Annotated in this window: 20 protein-coding genes; 7 read left to right on the top strand and 13 right to left on the bottom strand. The window is 64.9% G+C overall.

What is annotated here, in order from left to right; all coding sequences use genetic code 11:
- The first annotated feature begins 231 nt into the window (after nucleotides 1–231).
- The 3 genes from NL2_RS01545 to NL2_RS01535 all read left to right on the top strand — a co-directional run bounded on the left by NL2_RS01545 (nucleotide 232) and on the right by NL2_RS01535 (nucleotide 2,914).
- On the top strand, nucleotides 232–1,098 hold the full coding sequence (locus NL2_RS01545; RefSeq protein WP_068071017.1) for an LOG family protein: 867 nt from the start codon (nucleotides 232–234) through the stop codon (nucleotides 1,096–1,098).
- Nucleotides 1,099–1,542: 444 nt separating this feature from the next.
- The gene (locus tag NL2_RS01540; protein WP_068071015.1) at nucleotides 1,543–2,589 is read left to right on the top strand and encodes a M4 family metallopeptidase; all 1,047 of its coding nucleotides are present in this window, start codon (nucleotides 1,543–1,545) and stop codon (nucleotides 2,587–2,589) included.
- Nucleotides 2,590–2,641: 52 nt separating this feature from the next.
- Complete coding sequence (locus tag NL2_RS01535; protein ID WP_157082980.1) at nucleotides 2,642–2,914, top strand: hypothetical protein; 273 nt, start codon at nucleotides 2,642–2,644, stop codon at nucleotides 2,912–2,914.
- Nucleotides 2,915–2,947: 33 nt separating this feature from the next.
- On the opposite strand, the gene thiD is transcribed toward NL2_RS01535, so the two are convergent.
- The 3 genes from thiD to glmM are packed head-to-tail and all read right to left on the bottom strand — an operon-like array spanning nucleotide 2,948 to nucleotide 5,284.
- On the bottom strand, nucleotides 2,948–3,706 hold the full coding sequence (thiD, locus tag NL2_RS01530; protein WP_068071011.1) for a bifunctional hydroxymethylpyrimidine kinase/phosphomethylpyrimidine kinase: 759 nt from the start codon (nucleotides 3,704–3,706) through the stop codon (nucleotides 2,948–2,950).
- Nucleotides 3,703–3,945, bottom strand: coding sequence for a DUF1272 domain-containing protein (locus tag NL2_RS01525; protein WP_068071009.1), 243 nt, complete (start codon nucleotides 3,943–3,945; stop codon nucleotides 3,703–3,705). Before NL2_RS01525 ends, thiD begins: the two co-directional genes overlap by 4 nt.
- A 1-nt stretch (nucleotide 3,946) precedes the next feature.
- Nucleotides 3,947–5,284 carry a phosphoglucosamine mutase gene (gene glmM / locus NL2_RS01520; RefSeq protein WP_068071007.1) on the bottom strand — a complete coding sequence of 446 codons (1,338 nt, stop codon included), beginning with the start codon at nucleotides 5,282–5,284 and terminating at the stop codon, nucleotides 3,947–3,949.
- 102 nt (nucleotides 5,285–5,386) lie between these two features.
- On the opposite strand from glmM, the gene NL2_RS01515 reads away from it, so the two are divergent.
- Nucleotides 5,387–6,694 carry a dicarboxylate/amino acid:cation symporter gene (locus NL2_RS01515; protein WP_068071006.1) on the top strand — a complete coding sequence of 436 codons (1,308 nt, stop codon included), beginning with the start codon at nucleotides 5,387–5,389 and terminating at the stop codon, nucleotides 6,692–6,694.
- 20 nt (nucleotides 6,695–6,714) lie between these two features.
- On the opposite strand, the gene NL2_RS01510 is transcribed toward NL2_RS01515, so the two are convergent.
- On the bottom strand, nucleotides 6,715–7,737 hold the full coding sequence (locus NL2_RS01510; RefSeq protein ID WP_068071005.1) for a PAS domain-containing protein: 1,023 nt from the start codon (nucleotides 7,735–7,737) through the stop codon (nucleotides 6,715–6,717).
- Between the two features lie 97 nt (nucleotides 7,738–7,834).
- Between NL2_RS01510 and NL2_RS01505 the strand changes: the two genes are divergently transcribed.
- Nucleotides 7,835–8,449 carry a superoxide dismutase gene (locus NL2_RS01505; protein ID WP_068071003.1) on the top strand — a complete coding sequence of 205 codons (615 nt, stop codon included), beginning with the start codon at nucleotides 7,835–7,837 and terminating at the stop codon, nucleotides 8,447–8,449.
- A gap of 65 nt (nucleotides 8,450–8,514) precedes the next feature.
- On the opposite strand, the gene NL2_RS01500 is transcribed toward NL2_RS01505, so the two are convergent.
- From NL2_RS01500 to NL2_RS21565, 4 genes are all read right to left on the bottom strand, one after another.
- Entirely contained in the window at nucleotides 8,515–9,717 is a 1,203-nt protein-coding gene (locus tag NL2_RS01500) for an AI-2E family transporter (RefSeq protein ID WP_084355782.1), read from the bottom strand.
- Nucleotides 9,718–9,858: 141 nt separating this feature from the next.
- The gene (locus NL2_RS01495) at nucleotides 9,859–10,065 is read right to left on the bottom strand and encodes a hypothetical protein (protein ID WP_068071001.1); all 207 of its coding nucleotides are present in this window, start codon (nucleotides 10,063–10,065) and stop codon (nucleotides 9,859–9,861) included.
- Between the two features lie 85 nt (nucleotides 10,066–10,150).
- The gene (locus tag NL2_RS01490) at nucleotides 10,151–10,744 is read right to left on the bottom strand and encodes a sigma-70 family RNA polymerase sigma factor (RefSeq protein WP_068070999.1); all 594 of its coding nucleotides are present in this window, start codon (nucleotides 10,742–10,744) and stop codon (nucleotides 10,151–10,153) included.
- A complete protein-coding gene (locus tag NL2_RS21565) occupies nucleotides 10,744–11,034 on the bottom strand; it encodes a NepR family anti-sigma factor (protein ID WP_157082979.1) in 291 nt (96 codons plus the stop codon). Before NL2_RS21565 ends, NL2_RS01490 begins: the two co-directional genes overlap by 1 nt.
- Nucleotides 11,035–11,207: 173 nt before the next feature.
- On the opposite strand from NL2_RS21565, the gene NL2_RS01480 reads away from it, so the two are divergent.
- Nucleotides 11,208–12,890: a CHASE domain-containing protein gene (locus tag NL2_RS01480; RefSeq protein ID WP_068070995.1), complete on the top strand. Its 1,683-nt coding sequence runs from the start codon at nucleotides 11,208–11,210 to the stop codon at nucleotides 12,888–12,890.
- Nucleotides 12,891–12,970: 80 nt separating this feature from the next.
- Here NL2_RS01480 and NL2_RS01475 read toward each other — a convergent pair whose 3' ends face one another.
- Entirely contained in the window at nucleotides 12,971–13,771 is an 801-nt protein-coding gene (locus tag NL2_RS01475) for a response regulator (RefSeq protein WP_068070993.1), read from the bottom strand.
- Between the two features lie 119 nt (nucleotides 13,772–13,890).
- On the bottom strand, nucleotides 13,891–14,247 hold the full coding sequence (locus NL2_RS21335; protein WP_169799448.1) for a response regulator: 357 nt from the start codon (nucleotides 14,245–14,247) through the stop codon (nucleotides 13,891–13,893).
- Between the two features lie 135 nt (nucleotides 14,248–14,382).
- Between NL2_RS21335 and NL2_RS01465 the strand changes: the two genes are divergently transcribed.
- A complete protein-coding gene (locus tag NL2_RS01465; RefSeq protein ID WP_084355781.1) occupies nucleotides 14,383–15,135 on the top strand; it encodes a Crp/Fnr family transcriptional regulator in 753 nt (250 codons plus the stop codon).
- Nucleotides 15,136–15,375: 240 nt separating this feature from the next.
- Here the strand turns inward: NL2_RS01465 and NL2_RS01460 are convergent, their stop codons facing one another.
- The 3 genes from NL2_RS01460 to NL2_RS01450 all read right to left on the bottom strand — a co-directional run bounded on the left by NL2_RS01460 (nucleotide 15,376) and on the right by NL2_RS01450 (nucleotide 17,911).
- On the bottom strand, nucleotides 15,376–15,804 hold the full coding sequence (locus NL2_RS01460) for a response regulator (protein ID WP_068070987.1): 429 nt from the start codon (nucleotides 15,802–15,804) through the stop codon (nucleotides 15,376–15,378).
- 93 nt (nucleotides 15,805–15,897) lie between these two features.
- The gene (locus tag NL2_RS01455) at nucleotides 15,898–17,085 is read right to left on the bottom strand and encodes an N-acetyltransferase (protein WP_245647522.1); all 1,188 of its coding nucleotides are present in this window, start codon (nucleotides 17,083–17,085) and stop codon (nucleotides 15,898–15,900) included.
- 4 nt (nucleotides 17,086–17,089) lie between these two features.
- Nucleotides 17,090–17,911: a sterol desaturase family protein gene (locus NL2_RS01450; protein WP_068070985.1), complete on the bottom strand. Its 822-nt coding sequence runs from the start codon at nucleotides 17,909–17,911 to the stop codon at nucleotides 17,090–17,092.
- Nucleotides 17,912–18,272: the final 361 nt, after the last annotated feature.

Raw genomic sequence — 18,272 nt, 5'->3', positions numbered from 1 at the left:
TTCGATTGATAGCTATAAAAGGTGGTTAAATTGTTACACATACTATCGACGCGACAATACTCATGCGTAAATGCATGTTTTTGTATTTTATGTATTTTTGAAGACCGCTATGGTTGTTGATGGTCGGCCTGACTGAATTGACACCATCCACCGGCCATGGGAACGAAAGTTCGACGAGGCGTTATCTTACACTTGCCGAGCGGATGAATTTTTCCAGATGACCGAGCCCGAATGACCGACAAGGAACTCACGCGCCGCAAGTTCTACAAGGCCGAGCAGGAAGCCGGCTTTGTCGAGGCGCACGCCCGAACCACGCCGCAGCAGCAGGATCCGGCGTACCGCCTAGCGTTTCGCGACACCGAATTCCTGCTGCGCGAGGAACTGCGCCCGGTGCGGTTCCAGCTGGAATTGATGAAACCCGAGATGCTGCTCGATGAAGCGCATATCGGATCGACGCTGGTGATGTACGGTTCCGCGCGCATCCCCGCGCCCGAGCAGGTCGAGGCGGCGCTGGCGACTGCGACCACGCCCGAGCGCAAGGCGGTAGTCGAGCGGCTGGTCGCCAAGTCGAAATATTACGAGGAAGCGCGCAAGCTGGCGACGATCGCCAGCGAGTGCGCCGTGGTCGAAAACGACATGCGCCAGTTCGTGGTGTGTTCGGGCGGCGGGCCTTCGATCATGGAAGCCGCCAATCGCGGTGCGGCCGAGGCGGGCGCCGAATCGATCGGGCTCAACATCGTGTTGCCGCACGAACAGGCGCCGAACAGCTTCGTCACGCCGCACCTGTCGTTCCAGTTCCACTATTTCGCGCTGCGCAAGATGCACTTCCTGCTGCGCGCGCGCGCGGTGGCGGTGTTCCCCGGCGGGTTCGGCACGTTCGACGAATTCTTCGAGCTGCTCACGCTGATCCAGACCGGCAAGATGAAGCCGATTCCGATCCTGTTGTTCGGCGGCGATTTCTGGTCGCGCGTGGTCAACTTCACCGCGCTGGCCGAGGAAGGCGTGATCAACGCCGAGGACGTGAACCTGTTCACCTTGGTCGAAACCGCCGAACAGGCCTGGGATCGCATCGTCGAGTTCTACGACCTCGATTGCTGACGGAGGCAGCAGCCGGGCAGCGCGACCGCGACTCGCACGCTCGCGCCGCCGCCACCAGATAGCTTTCAAACCGGACCGAATGCGCCACGTCTCTTTGGGGAGGTGGATTTGGTGAATTTTTATCGCGCGTGCGGCACGGCTGGTCGTGCCCGCGATCGGTCGTGTGCACCCGCATCGTCTGAAGACATATTGCAATCGTTGGGAAATTCTGCCCGCCGTGATGCGGCGCACAATTGGCGTGTCGAATACGTACAATTGACTCCCAAAGAATCGGTGTAATCATCAAGCAATAGACAATACCATTAAGGCCGCGTTAACCAAAAGATACCGGTTTTGACTTGACAGTCTGATCCGGAAAGTGGGTCGCATTCGCAACCGGAACATGAACCTTTCAAGGTCTGTTCTTGATCCATGTCAAATTGATGCTCCCGGAGGGGACCTTCCATGACCTGCACTTGCTTCATCATCCCGGACGATGTGCTCAAGCGCTTCGCTGCGGATCCCGATCTGTCCGCCGAACTTCGCCAGAGCTTCCATCACTCGGTGGAGATCAGCCAGAAGACGCGCGCGGTGCGCGACCAGAACGCGGCGCTGACGCTGTCCACGATCAGCCTGCCGTTTCCGATTCCGCCGATCCCAATCCCCCGCCCGCACCGCCTTCCCGCCGGCCAGGTGTTCGATTGCCATACCGGCACGACATTGCCCGGCACGCCGGTGGCAAACCCCGGCACATCGGCCGACGCCACGATCAAGCGCGCCTACGTCGAGGAAGAATCGGTCGCGAAGTTCTACTGGAACGTTTTCAAGCGCGACTCGATCGACGGGCATCACATGACGCTGATCTCGTCGGTCCACTACGGCGTGAAGTACAACAACGCGTTCTGGAACGGCACGCAGATGACGTATGGCGATGGCGACGGGCAGGTGTTCGTCGATTTCACGCTGGGCGATGATGTGATCGGCCACGAACTGACCCACGGCGTCACCCAGCACAGCCTGGCGCTCAACTACAGCGGTGAGGCCGGCGGATTGAATGAAAGCATGTCCGACGTGTTCGGCTCGATGTTCCGCCAGTGGGAAAAGAGCCAGACCGTGCTGACCGCCGACTGGCTGATCGGGGCCGACATCATGGGGCCGATGTCCAAGCAGAAAGGGTACACATGCCTGCGCAACATGGCCAATCCCAAGGATACGCACGCGCTGGCGCCGCAGCCCGATCACTATTACCCCGGCATCGGCAACCTCGATCCGCACTATTCCAGCGGCGTGCCCAACCTGGCGTTCACCCGGGCAGCCAAGAAGATCGGCGGGCACAGCTGGGAAAAGGCCGGGCACGTCTGGTACAAGGCCTTGACCGGCTTCGGCCCCAGTCCCAACATGACCATGTCGCAATTCGCCGCAAGGACGCGGTCGCTTGCCACGAGCATGTATCCCAATGATGCTTCGATCCATACCGCCGTCGATAGCGCTTGGACTTCTGTCGGCCTGTAGCGGCGGACACGAAGCGGCGCCCCTGCAACGGCCTGTTCAAGAAGGTGCCGCGATGTCCGACGTTACAATCGAGCAGATGGGCGGGTTCGTCGGGGCAGGCAGCCCCGGCGGACACGTTCACATGCGTGGCCAGGTGGCGTGGTCGTCACTTTCGGAAGGCGATCGGGCCGCAGTCGATCGCCTGTTCGCGGCGAAAAAGCCGGTCAACGCCAACCTGTTTTATCGCCTGACCCGCTCGGTCGGCGGCAAGAGCGAGACGGTGGACGTGCTCACCGAACAAGTGCCGCCGGCACTGGCTGGTGCGGTGCAGACGACGCTGGATTAGGAAATGCGTTGAAGCGTGCGGGGGATCGCAACCTCACGCCGTTCCGCGCGCTTGCGCGTGGCCCATCGGGCCGTGTCCGGCGCCAAAGCCGGGTGCGGCCCGCAACGCCGACCGCACGAACGCACGCCCGCGGTCGACCGCTTCGGGCAACGCGAAGCCGCGCGCCAGCCCGAAGGCAATCGCGCTCGACAGCGTGCAGCCGGTGCCGTGGGTGTGGCGCGTGTCTATGCGCTGTGCGGCAAACGTGCGCCAGCCTTCGTGCGGAACGTAAAGCCGGTCCTCGATCCGGTCGCCCGGCGCATCGCCGCCTTTGGCCAGGAATGCGATGCCGCGCGCCTCCATCGCCTCGGCCCCGCCCAGCGCGGCGAGTTCGGCGACGTTGGGCGTGGTCAGCGTGGCGAGCTGCATCAGGCGTTCGAACGCTGTCACAGTGTCGGCGTCCGCCAGCGCCGCGCCGCTGGTGGCAATCATCACCGGATCGAACACCACCGGCACCGCCAGCCGGTCCAGCCGCTCGATCACCGCCATGGCGATCGCGGCCGACCCCAGCATGCCGATCTTGATCGCATCGACCCCGATGTCGCCGACGCAGGCATCGATCTGCGCCACGACCATCGCCGGGGACACCGGTTCGATGGCGTGGACGCCGGTGCTGTCCTGCGCGGTCAGCGCGGTGATCGCGGTCATCGCATAGCCGCCCAGCATGGTGACGGTCTTGATGTCGGCCTGGATGCCCGCGCCGCCCGAACTGTCGGACCCGGCGATCGAGAGGATGCGCGGCGGGAAGGTCATCCGTCCGTGTTGAGCCCGGCTTTGTGGTGCCGAACAGTGGACGGCGGAAACTTCGCGTGAAGCGGTTTGGCGCGCGTCGGCCGGTCGAGCAGCTCACCGCCGCAGTTGGGGCAGCGTTCGTCCAGCGCATCGGCGCAACTTGCGCAGAACGTGCATTCGAACGAGCAGATGAACGCACCCGCGACTTCGGCCGGAAGATCGGTGCCGCAGCGCTCGCAGTCGGGGCGCATCTCGAGCATCTTACGCGGCTTTGCGCACGGCGTCGCAGATCGTGTCGACCACCTGCTGCACTTCGGCGGCATCGTCGCCTTCGGCCATCACGCGGATGACGGGTTCGGTGCCCGAAGGACGGATCACCAGGCGGCCCCGCCCGGCAAGCGCACCTTCGGCATCGGCGATGACTTTCTTGACGCTGTCGGCCTCCAGCGGCTTTCCGCCCGAGAAGCGAACGTTCTTGAGCAGTTGCGGCACCGCATCGAACAAGTGGAGCAACTCGCTCGCCGGCTTTTTCGCGGTGACCAGCGCGGCCAGCACCTGCAGCGCGGCAATCGTGCCGTCGCCAGTGGTGGCGTGGTCGGTCAGGATCATGTGGCCCGACTGTTCGCCGCCGACATTGTAGCCGCCGCTGCGCATTTTCTCGAGCACGTAGCGATCGCCCACCGCGCTGCGCACAAGGTCCAGGCCCTGGCCGTTGAGGAAGCGTTCCAGCCCCAGGTTCGACATCACCGTGGCCACCACGCCGCCGCCGCGGAGTTCACCGCGCGCGGCCAGCTGGCTGCCGATGAGCGCCATGATCTGGTCGCCATCGACCGTCTGGCCCTTTTCATCGACCACGATCAGCCGGTCGGCGTCGCCATCCAGCGCGATGCCGATGTCGGCGCGCGTTTCCAGCACTTTGGCCTTGATCGCGTTCAGGTGCGTCGATCCGACGTTGAGGTTGATGTTCTTGCCATTGGGCTCGACCCCCAGCGTGATCACTTCGGCGCCCAGTTCCCACAGCGCCGACGGGGTGACGTGATAGGCGGCGCCGTTGGCGCAGTCGACCACCAGCCGCAGCCCGTCGAGCCGGATGTCGTCGGGCAGCGAGGCCTTGACCGCGTGGATGTAGCGCCCGCGCGCATCGTCGATCCGCCGCGCGCGGCCGATCTCGCTGGCATCGACCAGATCCAGCTCTTCGCCCAGCAGCGCCTCGATCGCCAGTTCGTCCTTGTCGGACAGCTTGTACCCGTCCGGGCCGAACAGCTTGATGCCGTTGTCCTCGAACGGGTTGTGGCTGGCCGAGATCATCACGCCAAGGTCCGCGCGCATCGAGCGGGTGAGCATCGCAACGGCGGGCGTGGGCATCGGCCCCAGCAGCACCACGTCCATCCCCACGCTGGTGAACCCGGCCACCATCGCGCTTTCCATCATGTAGCCCGAAAGCCGGGTGTCCTTGCCGATCACCACGCGGTGGCGGTGGTTGCCGCGCAGGAAATAGGTGCCCGCAGCCTGCCCGACTTTCATCGCGGTGGCGGCGGTCATCACGCCGGCGTTGGTGCGGCCGCGGATGCCATCGGTGCCGAAGAATTTGCGCGCCATGCTGAAAGCTCTCGTCCCTGTTGCGAAACCCGATGCAGTGTTCCGACGTTGATGCCGGTCCTACATTGCCATGGCGCCCTACACCATTAAAGTCACCGCCAGATGAACCAACCGATTAACGATCCGCCATTTTCGTCCGATCCGGCTGCACCTGCCGCATCTCCGCTGCCGGCGATCGCGCAAGTGCCGGCGGGCTGGACGCTGGGGGCGCTTGTGGCGGGGCTAAGTATCGGGCTGGCACTGGCGTTCGCTGCGCCCGCCACGCTGGCGCCGGTGCTGGCCGTGGCGGGGCCGGTCGGCGCGCTGTGGCTGCAGGCGCTGCAGGCCACGATCGTGCCGCTGGTCGCCGCACTGCTGTTCACCGGGATTGTCCAGACCGTGGCGGCGGCGCGGGCCGGAGCACTGGCGCGGCGCTGCCTGGGCTGGTTCTTTGCGCTGCTGGCGGGCGGCGCCGCGATGGCGCTGATCGGCACCCCGATGCTGATTGCGCTGGTGCCGATCCCGGGCACGGCGGCAGAGGCGCTGCGCGGCGGGCTGGCGCAAGGCGCGGCCACCACGGTGCCGGGGCTGTCCGAATTCCTCCGCTCGATCGTGCCCAGCAACGTGATCGCGGCGGCGGCGGGCGATGCGATGTTGCCGCTGATCCTGTTCGTATCGGTGTTTGCGCTGGCAACCACGCGATTGGTCACTGCCCAGCGTGTAGCACTTTCGCTGTTTTTCGAAGCGATGGCAGGCGCGATGCTGGTGGTGATCGGCTGGGTGCTGGCAGCGGCCCCGGTCGGCGTGTTCGCGCTCAGCCTGTCGGTTGCGGCCAAAAGCGGCGCGGCGGCCATCGGCGCACTGGCGCATTATGTGCTGGTGGTGACGCTGGTCGGCACCGTGGTGCTGGTCGCGGCGTATGTCGTGGCGGTGCTGGGCGGGCGGCGCTCGCTGCCCGAATTCGCCCGCGCGATGTTGCCGGCGCAGGCACTGGCGCTGTCGACGCAGTCCTCGCTGGCGACACTTCCGGCGATGCTGGCGACCTGCCGCAAGCTGGGCTTGCGCGAAACGACCGCCGACTTCGTGCTGCCGCTGGCGGTCGCGCTGTTCCGCGCCACCGGCCCGGCGATGAATCTGGCGGTGGCGATCTACGTCGCCAAATGGTTCGGCGTGCCGCTGACGCCCGGCACGCTGTTTGCAGGGTTCGCCGTGGCGACGCTGACCACGCTGGGCGCGGTCAGCCTGCCGGGCGCGATCAGCTTCGTCTCGTCGATCGGCCCGATCGCGCTGGCGATGGGCGTTCCGGTCGGGCCGCTGGCGTTGCTGGTGGCGGTCGAAATCCTGCCCGACCTGATGCGCACGCTGGGCAACGTGACGATGGACGTGGCGGTTACGGCGGCGGTCGATCGGGGGATTTCAGCTCCCGATTGAGGCCTTGCGCCCGATGCGGGTCAGTGCTCGGCCAGTTCCAGCCGCGCGTGCAGCACATCGGGGCCGAACGTCAGCTGGAAGCTGCCGCCGTGCGCCATGGCCATCCGCTTCATCAGGCCCTGGCCGCTGCCTTGGACGCTTTCCTGCGTTTCGCCCTGCAGCGCCTCGCGCCAGTCGATCGCGATGCGGGTGTGGTCGGGTGTGGCGGTGGGTTCGCACGTCACGGCAATCGCGATCGCGCGGTCCTGGCCCAGCGCGCCGTGCTTGAGGCTGTTGGTGCACAGTTCGGCCACGACCAGTGCCACCAGCCGCGCGTCCTGCTCGGTCAGCGTCAGCGGTGCGATCGGGGCGATCGTGAACAGGCCGCGACCATGGTCGAACGGCTGGACCAGCGCCTCGATCAGTTCGCCCAGCGATTCCGCGCCGCCGCCGTCGATCAGCTTGGACTGCGCGATCGCCAGCGTGGCAAACCGTTGCGCCAGCGACCGGGCGAAGTCGGCGTGTTCGGGCTCCTCGCGCCCGCTGGCCAGCGTGATCGCGCCGGCAATGGCGTAGGCGTTGCGCAGGCGATGGCGCATTTCCTGCGCCATTGTGGCCATGGCCTCATCGGCCACGTGCCGGTCGGTGACATCGCGCGAGATCGAGATGATCGCAGACAATGTGCCGTCGGGCCCCGACACCGGCGAGACCGACACGTCCCACCAGCGGGCGCTGCCCTTGGCGCTGGGGCAGAATGCCTCGAACCGGCTTTGTTTGCCCGCCTGGGCGTCCACGATCGCGGCGTTGACCTGCGGACGAGCTTCTTCGGGCCAGATCGTGTCCCAGCGCTGGCCGGCGACCGCGCAGAAATCGTCGATCTCCAGGCTGCAGCGGCCCTGGCGGTTCATGAAGGTCAGCCGACCGTCCGCGTCGAGGATTTTCACGCAGTCGCTCGACTGGTCGAGCATCGATGCCATCAGCGTACCCGAAAGCGGCCCGATGGTGCGGACGAATTCGCTGCTTTCGATATCGACGGCGATCGCCATCTCCAATGCCATCCGCATCACCTGTGCTCGTGGTGCGACCAATGCGGCCACGCCTTGCAACCAACGCCCTGTCTGACCGTTTGCTCGAGGAACCCCTCATCTAGTTGGAAAACCCATGCCGATCAAACTTCTTCCATTGCCCTATGCCGAAGACGCGCTGGCCCCGGCCATCTCCACCGAGACGCTGCGCACCCATCACGGCAAGCATCACAAGGCTTATGTCGACAAGACCACCGCCGCGATCGCAGGCGGCGACCTCGCCGATGCCAGCCTCGAACAGATCATCGCCGCAGCCAAGGCCAAGGACGACAGGAAGCTGTTCAACAACGCTGCGCAAGCATGGAACCACGGGTTCTACTGGATGAGCCTGTCGCCCAAGGTGCAGGCTCCGTCGGGCGATCTCGCCACCGCGATCGACGCCTCGTTCGGCTCGCTCGAGGCGCTGCACACCGAAATCGCGACGCAAGGCGCGGATCACTTCGCCTCGGGCTGGGTGTGGCTGGTGGCGCACGGTGCCAAGCTGGCGGTCGAACAGACGCACGATGCGGCCACGTTCGCCACGGGTGACGCCAACCCGCTGCTGGTGATCGACTTGTGGGAGCACGCCTATTATCTCGACCACAAGAACTTGCGACCCGATTATCTGAAGGCGGTCATCGCGCAGCATCTGGCGTGGGACTTTGCGGCCGAAAACATGGCGCGCGGTTCCGCCTGGACGTATCCTGCCTGAACGATTGCCTATTTGAGCGATGCGGCATCGGTCCGACGTGGGCCGGTGCCGCACGTGTCAGAACGCTAAAAGCCCGACTGGAACTCGTTTTCGAACGACTGTGCCGGCGGTTCGAACAGCGCTTCGCCGAACAGGAAGCCGATGATGTTGGGGCGGGCGAGATGCTCGAACAGGGCGGTCAGGGTGATCAGGATCGGCACCGACAGCAGCGCCCCAACTACGCCCCAGATCCACGAGAAATAACTGATCGCCAGCAGGATCGCGACCGGGTTCACGGTGAACCGCGCGCCCAGGATCGACGGCGTGACCGCGTTCGATTCGATGGCATGCAGCCCCAGAAAGGCCAGCATCGGCAGCAGTCCGACCAACACCGATTGCGCCGTGCCCAGCCCGATCATGCCGAGCAAGCCCAGCATGGTCAGTGGCCCAAGATAGGGCAGGAAGTTGAGCGCGAACGCCAGTCCGCCCCACATGATCGGAGCGGTGAGCCCGAACGCCCACGCACCCAGCGCCACGATCACGCCGACCACCAGATTGATCTGCGCCACGGTCAGGATGTACGAGGCGACGCGATCCTGCACGTCGCGCATCACGCGGGCCACGCGCAGGCTGGCGCCGAAGCTGTGCCGGTCGAGCAGCAAACGCCGTTTCATGCGGATGCGCGATTCGATCATGAAGAACGTCATCAGCAGCGTCAGCAGCGCTTCGAGCACCACCGTGGGGGTCGCGAACGCGACCTGTTCGATCACCGATGGCGACGCCAGCACGACTTCGTGCGCGGTGTGGCCGGAAAACCGCGCGATCTGGCGGTTGATGTCGTTGATCCAGGTAAAGCTGGTGCGCAGTTCGACAAAGCGGTTGCCCACTTGCTGGACCAGCGAGGGGAACTGATCGACCATGTCGTAGGCCGGTTGCAGGATCAGCGAGAGCGCGATCACCACCACCCCGATCATGACCATCACCGCCACGAACGATGCAAGGACATTCGGCAATCCGATCCGGATGAACCGATCGGCCAGTGGCGAAAGCACGATCGTGAAGATCACCGCCGTCACCGGGGGCAGGAATACGACCGATCCCACCGACAGCACGAACGGCATCGCCAGAAACAGCGCGAAGCCCAGCATCAGGACCAGCGCGGAGATCAGCCGGGACTGCGGATCGGTGCCCGGTTCGGGCGGAACGGCAATCGAAGCGGTACCGTCGCCCGCATCCCGGCTGGCCGGATCATCATGCCGGCTGGCCGGTTCCGTGCTGACTTGGTCCATCGCTATGCTCGCAGCTGCCAGGGTTGGCCGTTGTGGCGGCGAGCCGGCAGGGGATCAAGCCCCCTGCCGTCGTGCAAGGTCGGTTTGCGGCAGCGCGAGGCCACGCCAGCGCATTGCCGGATGGCGGGTCTGTGGGCGCGTTCAGGACTTGGCGTGCGACTTGCCTTCGCTTTCGGCCTTGCGCAGTTCGTCGCCTTCCTTGCCGTCGAGCGCCTTGGCGGCGTCTTTGGCAAGACTTTCGACCTTGTTGCCGTTTTCATCGAGGAAATGCTCGGTCCGCTCGTTGTAATCGCGCGTGGCCTTGTAGTTGCCTTCGCCCTTTTCGGCGGTCTTGGGATCGGTGCTCATGGCATAACTCCATCAGGGTCTGTCCTGGCAACGGCGGCGGCAGGCAACAGTTCCGGCGCAGCGGCGCCGTGCCGCCGGACCGTGCTTATTCCGACCCGGCCTGAACCGTGGAGTCGAGTTCGTCCATGATCGCGTCGTGCGCCACGGCATCCTCGGTGCTGCGCCGGGGCAGCGCGCCGCTGTCCATCATCGCGGTCAGCGCGGCGCGGGCGCGACCGACGCGGCTCTTGATCGTGCCGACGGCGCACTGGCAGATCTGCGCGGCCTCTTCGTAGCTGAACCCGCCGGCACCCACCAGCAACAGCGCCTCGCGCCGTTCGGGCGGCAGGGTGAGCAACGCGCGGTGCATGTCGGACAAGTGCAGCGGTCCTTCCTGCGCCGCCGGGGCGACCAGGATGCGTTCGGCCACCGTCTCGTCATAATCGGCGCGAAAGCGGTTGCGGCGCATGTCGGTGAGGTAGGCGTTGCGCAGGATCACGAAGGTCCATGCGCGCATGCTCGTGCCAGGCTCGAACCGCTCTTGCGCGGCCCAGGCTTTGAGCAGCGTTTCCTGCACGAGATCGTCCGCCATGTCGGGGCGACCGCACAGTCCGCGCGCAAACGCGCGCAGATGCGGGATGACTTGCGTCAGCTCACGCTTGAAAGCGACGGAGGCCGAAGGGCCGGGGGCATCGGCCATCAGCTTTCGCCGTTCCGGTCCAACTGCTCCAGCAATTGCGAGAAACTGTCGGGCAGCGGTTCTTCCACCACCGCATCGTAGAGTCGCCGCAAGCCGGCGGCCCATTCGGGCGCGTTCGGGGCGCCAGTGTCCTGGCCTTGCTTTACCACGGGGCTTTTCCTTTTATCCTTGGCCATCCGCTTCGATTTGCCTTCCCCCATGAGTTCCCGTCCAATCGCGCCCCGATCACAATCCACCCGGATTGCGGGATCGACAGCGCGGCGCAAGCCAATTCGCGAAGCGATAACCATTCATTGCGTCGCCGGACGATGTGCGAGATCGCACGCCAGAACCGGCGCATTTCAGGTGTGGAACGAAAACAACGCTATTGAGTTCCTGAAAAAGCCAATCACAATCGGCAATTGGCGCCCGGGGCGCGATTTCCAGGCACGTCGACGATCAAGCGGGGGGAGGGCACGCCGCGATGGACTCGCTCTTTGCACCGCAGGACCATGCGCCACGCTGGTACGAACGCTATCCGCGCGCGTTGCCAGTGGGCATTTTCGTGCTCACCATGCTGGTCACGCTGCTCAGCGTGTTTGCGATCGAGCGCGCCGAGGCGCAGCGCGCCAGTGCCCAGCTTGGCCAGACCGCGCAGTCGATCGCCTCGTCGCTGGAACGGCGCGCCACTGCCAATGCCACGTACCTGCGATCGGGTGCGGCGCTGTTCGCCACCCAGCAGGTTGTCGCGGCGCCGCTGTTCCAGACGTTCGTCGGCCAGCTGCGGCTCGATGGCAATCTGCTCGGCGCCGAAGGGATCGGCTGGGCGATGCGCGTGGAGCGGCGCGATATCCCGATGCTGGAAGGCGCGATGCGCACGATGGGTATGAAGGACTTCACCGTCCATCCCGGGCCGGCGGCAGACCACGCCTATGCCGTGCCGGTGGTCTATATCCAGCCAGATACCCCCCGCAACCGGCGCGCGCTGGGCTACAACCTGTTTTCCGAACCGGTCCGCCGCGATGCAATGCTGCAGGCGCTTCGCGACGGCAGGCCCACGGCATCGGGCAAAGTGACGCTGGTACAGGAAGGCAAGACCAGCGGGGCGCCCGGGTTCCTGATCTTCATGCCGGTCTATGCGATGAACACCAACTCTGCGAACGCCAACCCAGCCAGCAGGGACATCAAGGGCTTCGTCTACAGTCCGTTCAACGCCGAACGTTTCCTCCGGTCCTCGATCGACGCCGATCGGCTCGACGGCGTGGGCATCCGGCTTTACGATCAGAGCGCCGCGCCCGGCAACCTGATGGCCGAACTGCCGCTCAGCGCCCATTCGGGCAAGATCGTGAAGCGCGAGATCGACCTGGCCCACCGTAGCTGGCTGCTCGAAGTAGAGGCCCCACCGTCGCCCACGCTCAGCATGCTGTCGGTGGTGACGCTGTTGTTCGGACTGCTCGTGGCCACGCTGCTGCTGGTGCTGGCGCGGCTGGTGGCGCAACAGGCCGCGGAAGACCGGCTGGCGCTGAACTGGTTCGAGCAGCAATCCTCGATCCGCAATTCGCTGACGCGCGAACTGAACCACCGGGTCAAGAACACGATCGCCAACGTGCTGTCGATCATTGCGCTCACTCGCCGCCGATCCAACGACCTGCAGAGCTTTGCCGACAGCCTGGAAGGGCGGATCAGGGCGCTGTCGGCCACGCACGACCTGCTCACCCAGTCCGAATGGGGCACCACGCCGATCCGCGCGGTGATCGAGGCGGAAATGGCGCCGTATGCGCTCGATACCGATCGCGACCTCGAACTCGATGGGCCGGCGGTGGAACTGGCGCCGAACGATGCGCTGTCGCTGGGCCTGGCGATCCACGAACTGGCGACCAACGCTGCCAAGTATGGCGCGCTCAGCGTGCTGGAAGGCAAGGTCATCGTCCGCTGGCGGCCGATCACGCAGGATCTGGCGCGGATCGAATGGATCGAACTCAACGGTCCGGTGATCGACCTGTCGGTGGCGCGCAAGCGCGGCTTCGGCACCGACCTCATTGAAAAGATCGTCGCGCACGAACTGCGCAACCCGGTCGACCTGCATTTCGAGGAAGGCGGCGTGCGCTGCAGCCTGATCATTCCGGTGCGCCAGCCGTCCAGCTTCTCGTTGCGGCCGGGCAAGTAGCCGGGGGACGCACGACGGACCGGAACGAAAAAGGGCCGCGATCCGATCGCGGCCCTTTTGGTATCACGGCAAGCCGGCAATCAGTCCAGCGGGCGGCTCGATCCGAAGAACAAGGCCTGGCTGATCGCCGCGCGCACCGTCGATTCCTGGAACGGCTTGGTGATCAGATACGTCGGCTCGGGCCGGTCGCCGGTCAGCAGCCGCTCAGGGTACGCGGTGATGAAGATGACCGGCACGGACTCGATCTTGAGGATGTCGTCCACCGCGTCGAGACCCGAACTGCCGTCGGCCAGCTGGATATCGGCCAGCACCAGCCCCGGCGTCTGCTGCGCGACGATCTCGCGCGCCTGGCTGCGCGTGGCCGCCATGCCGCAGACTTCGTGACCCAGCGAGCGGACCAGGTCCTCAAGCTGCATCGAGATCAGCGGCTCGTCCTCGATGATCAGCACGGTGGTGGTCGATTCGCGATCGATCTCGGCGATGGCGTCCTGCACCAGCCCGGCAACCTCGACCGGGTCGCGGTCCATGATGAACGCCGCCTCATCGACCGTGAAATCCTCCAGCGTGGTCAGCAGCAACGCCTGCCGGTTGACCGGCGTGATCTGCGACAGGCGGGAATTTGCCGCGGCTTCGTGCGAATCGCTGTCGGGCAGGCCCGAATGATCCGACGTATCGACGAACGCGCTGGCCCACACGCGGTTGAACGCGTGATACAGTTCCGAGCGGCCCTTGCCGATGAGATCGCGCAGGCTTTCGTCCGCCAGGGCGGCCTCGAGCGTGGCACGAACGAACGCATCGCCGGTCGCCTGGCTGCCGGTAAGGGCGCGGGCATAACGACGAAGATACGGGAGATTGACTGCAACCTTTGCGCCAAGCGACATTTAAACCCCTTCAAGGACCCTCAACGCGGACCAAAACGCATGTAGTCTGCAATCGGTTCCCGAACCAAATGCAATCGTGTCGCTATCATGCAAGGCCCGCCATGCGAGCCCGTTGTTTGTCAGGCCAGCGCCTCGACCACCCACGCTGCCAGGGTTTCGGCGTTGGTCGGCTTGGAAAAGTGGCGCGCAAAGCCGATCTCGGCCGGCGCCGCATCGCCGTCATGCCCCGACGCGATGGCGACGATGCAGCCCCTGGCGTGCAGTTCGCGGCCCAGGTCCACCGAAGTGCCGTCGGGCAGGTCGAGATCGAGCACGGCAGCCGCCGGAACCATCCCGGCCAGGCGTTCGCGCGCAGCGGCAAGGCTTCCCGCCATCACCACCTGAAATCCGCGCTCGACGATGGCCGCCTCGATCGCCATCGCGATCAGCACGCTGTCCTCGAGCACGAGCACGGTCGGTCTTCCAATATGGTTCATGTGAAGTCCCTTCCGCGCAGCCCCGTTCCGCCGCCTAGCGGATGGCAGACCACACTTCGCCAACATTTGACATAGCGCCGACAATCGTTTTCGTGTGGGCAGTCGCCGGGGATTGCGACACGAGGGAAATTGAAGATGAGGGGAAGCGGGTCTGCTGCGGCGGCGACACCATGCAGTCAATGCCCGCTGCTGGGGTGCGAGGGGCTGCGACCGCTCGATCCCGACCAGATATCGTTCATGGAGGTGTTCAAGCAGGGCGAGGTCCAGCTGGAACGCGGCGGGCAGTTGCTGGTGCAGGGGCGGCGCAGCGATCATCTCTACACGATCCTGGCCGGCGTGCTGATGCGCTACCGCCTGCTCGAGGACGGACGCCGCCAGATCCTGAACTTCATGTTTCCGGGCGATCTCGTCGGCCTGCAGGGCGCGTTCGACGAGGAAGTCGCCCACGGGGTGGAAGCCGTGATCCCGGCCAGGCTGTGCGTGTTCCAGCGCGAGCGATTTTTCGAACTCGCGACGACGCTGCCGCGCCTGTCGTTCGAGCTTACGTGGCTGGCGGCGCAGGAAGAAGCGGCGCTGGAGGATCATCTCGTGTCGCTTGGCCAGCGCAACGCGCGCGAACGCATCGCCAACCTGGCGGTATTTTTGGTCCAGCGCGGCATGGATACCGGCATGGCGACCGACGGCGTGCTGGCACTGCCGATCACGCAGACGCAGATCGCCGACATGCTGGGGCTGAGCCTGGTCCACACCAATCGCAGCCTGCAAACGTTGCGGCGATCCGGCCTCATCGCGTGGACGCCCAACGAAATCCGCATTCCCGACATCGCCGCCGCGCGCGATTTTGCCCAGGCCGAAGCCCCGCAATTGCGGCCTCGCGTATTCATCTGAGCATTTTTCCGCGGCATCGAAAAAATTTTCACCGACCCGGGAACCGCAGTCCGGGCGGAACATTGTTGTCATGTCACCGCCGAGACCCCCCCTCCCGTCCAAGCGGCTGGTGATACGATCCCGAAAGGCCTCCTCCGAGTTTCTCGGCGGAGGCCTTTTTTTTGGCGCGCGTCCCTCGCACGCTCGACCACGATCGGCCATGCCAACGTCATCGGGCTCCAGCGCCTGCCGCGCGGCGTCTCAAAGCTTGCCGCGCAGGCGGGCAAACAGGCCCGGCCGGTGCTGCTGTTCGCGCACCAGCGTGACCAGCGTCTCGGGCAGGAACGGCTTGACCAGCACGTGCCCCATCCCCGCGACGGCGGCGGGGATATTCTCGGGCGAGCCGGTCGAAAACACGATGATCGGCGGCTTGGGGCTAAGCTGGATGACCAGCTCGGCCAGGGTCCAGCCATCGTCGCGATCGGCCAGGTGAACGTCCAGCACCAGCACATCAGGGCGCAGCCGTTCCAGCTCGCCCAGCGCCGCAGCCACGCTGGGGCAGATCACCGCCTTGGTGGCGCCGCCATCGGTCAGCGCATCGGCGATGGTCATGGCCAGCAGGGCATCGTCCTCGACGATCAGCGCGCGGCCGAGCGAGGGGGTCGTTGCTGGCTTGTGTCGCGTCGCCATAGTCGCAATCGCTCCCGGCACTGGCAAAATGCCAGAAAAATCAAACCGGAAACGTCGACGCGGTCCGGACGGTTCCCGCGTCCGGCCTGATGGCTAGAGCGGTTTTTCGTAGATCATGTACTCGCGGTTGATCTTGCTGCCGATGGCATCGGCAATCGCGACCATTCCCTGGTTGTCGTCCAGGATCCAGCCGATCTCGGCCCGCTTTCCGTTGTAGTTGGCGATCGTTTCGCGCTTGATGTACTCGATCATCATGAAGGCCAGCTGACTGGCCAGCCGTGATGATTGCAGCCGCTTGACCACGCCCATCAGCGGCACGCGCACCGCGGCATCGGTCGGCTTGCGCAGCCACCACAACAGCTTGATGAAGCCGAACGGAAACAGCTTGCCCTTGATCGCCTTGATCGGCTGGTTGGCATCGGGCAGTGTCATCATGAATGCCACCGGCTCGCCCTCCAGCTCGGCGATCATCACCAGATCCTCGCGCACCAGCGGTTTCAGCTTCTTGCCGACATAGGCGATCTCGCTGTCGGTGATCGGCACGAAGCCCCAGTTATCGGCCCAGGCATCGTTGAGGATGTGCAGGATCGTCGATGCCTCGGCGTCGAAGTTCTTCAGGTCGACGCGGCGCACCTTGATCTTGGCGTTCTTCTCGCCCGAGGCGACGATGCGCTGGATCAGCGGCGGGAACGGCTTGGTGATGTCGAGATCGTAGGTCAGCAGCAGCTTGGCCGGGGCATAGCCCTCGCCCTCGATCCAGTCCTGGTAATGCGGCAGGTGATGCCCCATCATGACCATCGGGCTGTGATCGTGGCCCTTGATCAGCAGGCCCGGCTCGTCCCAGATCGACATGCTGAGCGGCGCCAGCACGCGGGTCATGCCCTTCTGTCGCAACCAGTCTTCCGCCACCGCGATCAGCGCGTCGGACACCTCGCGGTCCTCGGCCTCGAGCATGCCCCAGTTGCCGGTGCCCGGACCCATGCCCTGTTCGGGCGGCATGGCGATCGCCAGATGATCGATATGCGCGGAAATCCGCCCGACGACCACGGCGCCGCGCCGCGCCAGAAACAGTTGCACGTCGGCATGCTCGAAAAACGGGTTCTTGCCCGGGGTGAGCAGTTCCTTCACCTCGGCGCGCAGTGGCGGGACCCAGGCGGGATCGCTCGCGTTCAGCCGAAAGGCGATATCGATGAACGCGGCGAGATCGCCCTTGCCGACGACCGGCGAAATCGTGACCGGTGAGATCGTGACACTGGCCGCACCGTTGCCCCCCGTGACCACGCCGTCAGGCTCCCGCGCCAGGATGGCGCGACGGTTCGCCAGCGGCTTCCTTGCCCATTGCGCGGCGGCGCGGGTGGCCCGAGGCGATACCGCCCGAAAGCTCCTTCACCCACGGCCAGCGCTTGGCGACCTCTTCGTCATAGCCCAGGTTGAACACCGTGGCCGACCGCTTGGGCCGATCCTTCTTCTCGTAATACGTGCCCAGCACGCGGTCCCAGAAATAGTTGGTGATGCCGAAATTGCCGTCCTCGTCGAAATAGTGATGCTCGACGTGGCGCTGCTTCATCGTCTGCACCCACTTCCACTTGGGCTTGAACGCCAGGTGCTGGATGCAGTGCATGTACTCGTAATAGCAGGTGGTCAGCAGCCCGGTGGCGAACGCGGCGGCGGCCCCGCCGGCTCCGCCGATCAGCCAGCCGACCGGCAGCGTCGCCAGCGCGATCGTGGGCAGCGTGGTGTGCAGCGCGCCGAACAGCACCTCGAGATGGTTGGGATCCTGGTGGTGATCGTAATGGATGCGCTTCCACGTGGGGGCCAGCACCTTCCACCGCCACATCCAGCGTCCGTGCAGCACGTACTGGTGCAGCAGGTGCCACACCAGCGGGTAGATCACCACGCCCGCCAGCACCGATCCCGCCGTCGCCAGCGCAGCGGCCGGATAGGCGAACCACGCCGCCACGCACAGCGCGGTCAGCGCCAGATAGGCCATGATCGTGTAGTGCTGGAAATAGGCGACCGACAGCTGCTTGAGGTCCATCCGGTCGAGGTAATGCGACCGTTTCCAGAAGGGCAGCCGGGCGTCGTCGGCGCTGTCGGGCGAAAGCATGGGGGATTGCGACACGGCGGTTGTCCTCGAATAAGGCGCGGGTTGCCTAGCAGGCGAACGCGCTGCCCGCCATAAGCGCATCAATGCGGCGGGATTTGGGCAGGCGCGTGGAATATCGCCCACGGCCTGAACGGAGCCTTAGCGCCAGGACGGTGGAAAGCGGCTGAACATCCGCAATCTCACTCCCACTCGATTATCGACAGGCCATGTAACCGATTGATATCGTGAAGTAAAAATAAATATCATTGAAAAAATACCGTCGCCAAAACCGTCGAATCTGAACGCTCTTGAAATCGCTGCTTTTTACAAGATTAGTTCGAAAAACGAATCTTCGGGGACTATTGTCAAGCAACAGACGATT

This window comes from Novosphingobium lentum NBRC 107847, assembly GCF_001590965.1.
Lineage (GTDB): Bacteria > Pseudomonadota > Alphaproteobacteria > Sphingomonadales > Sphingomonadaceae > Novosphingobium > Novosphingobium lentum.
This window is presented reverse-complemented; position numbering and strand designations above follow the sequence as displayed.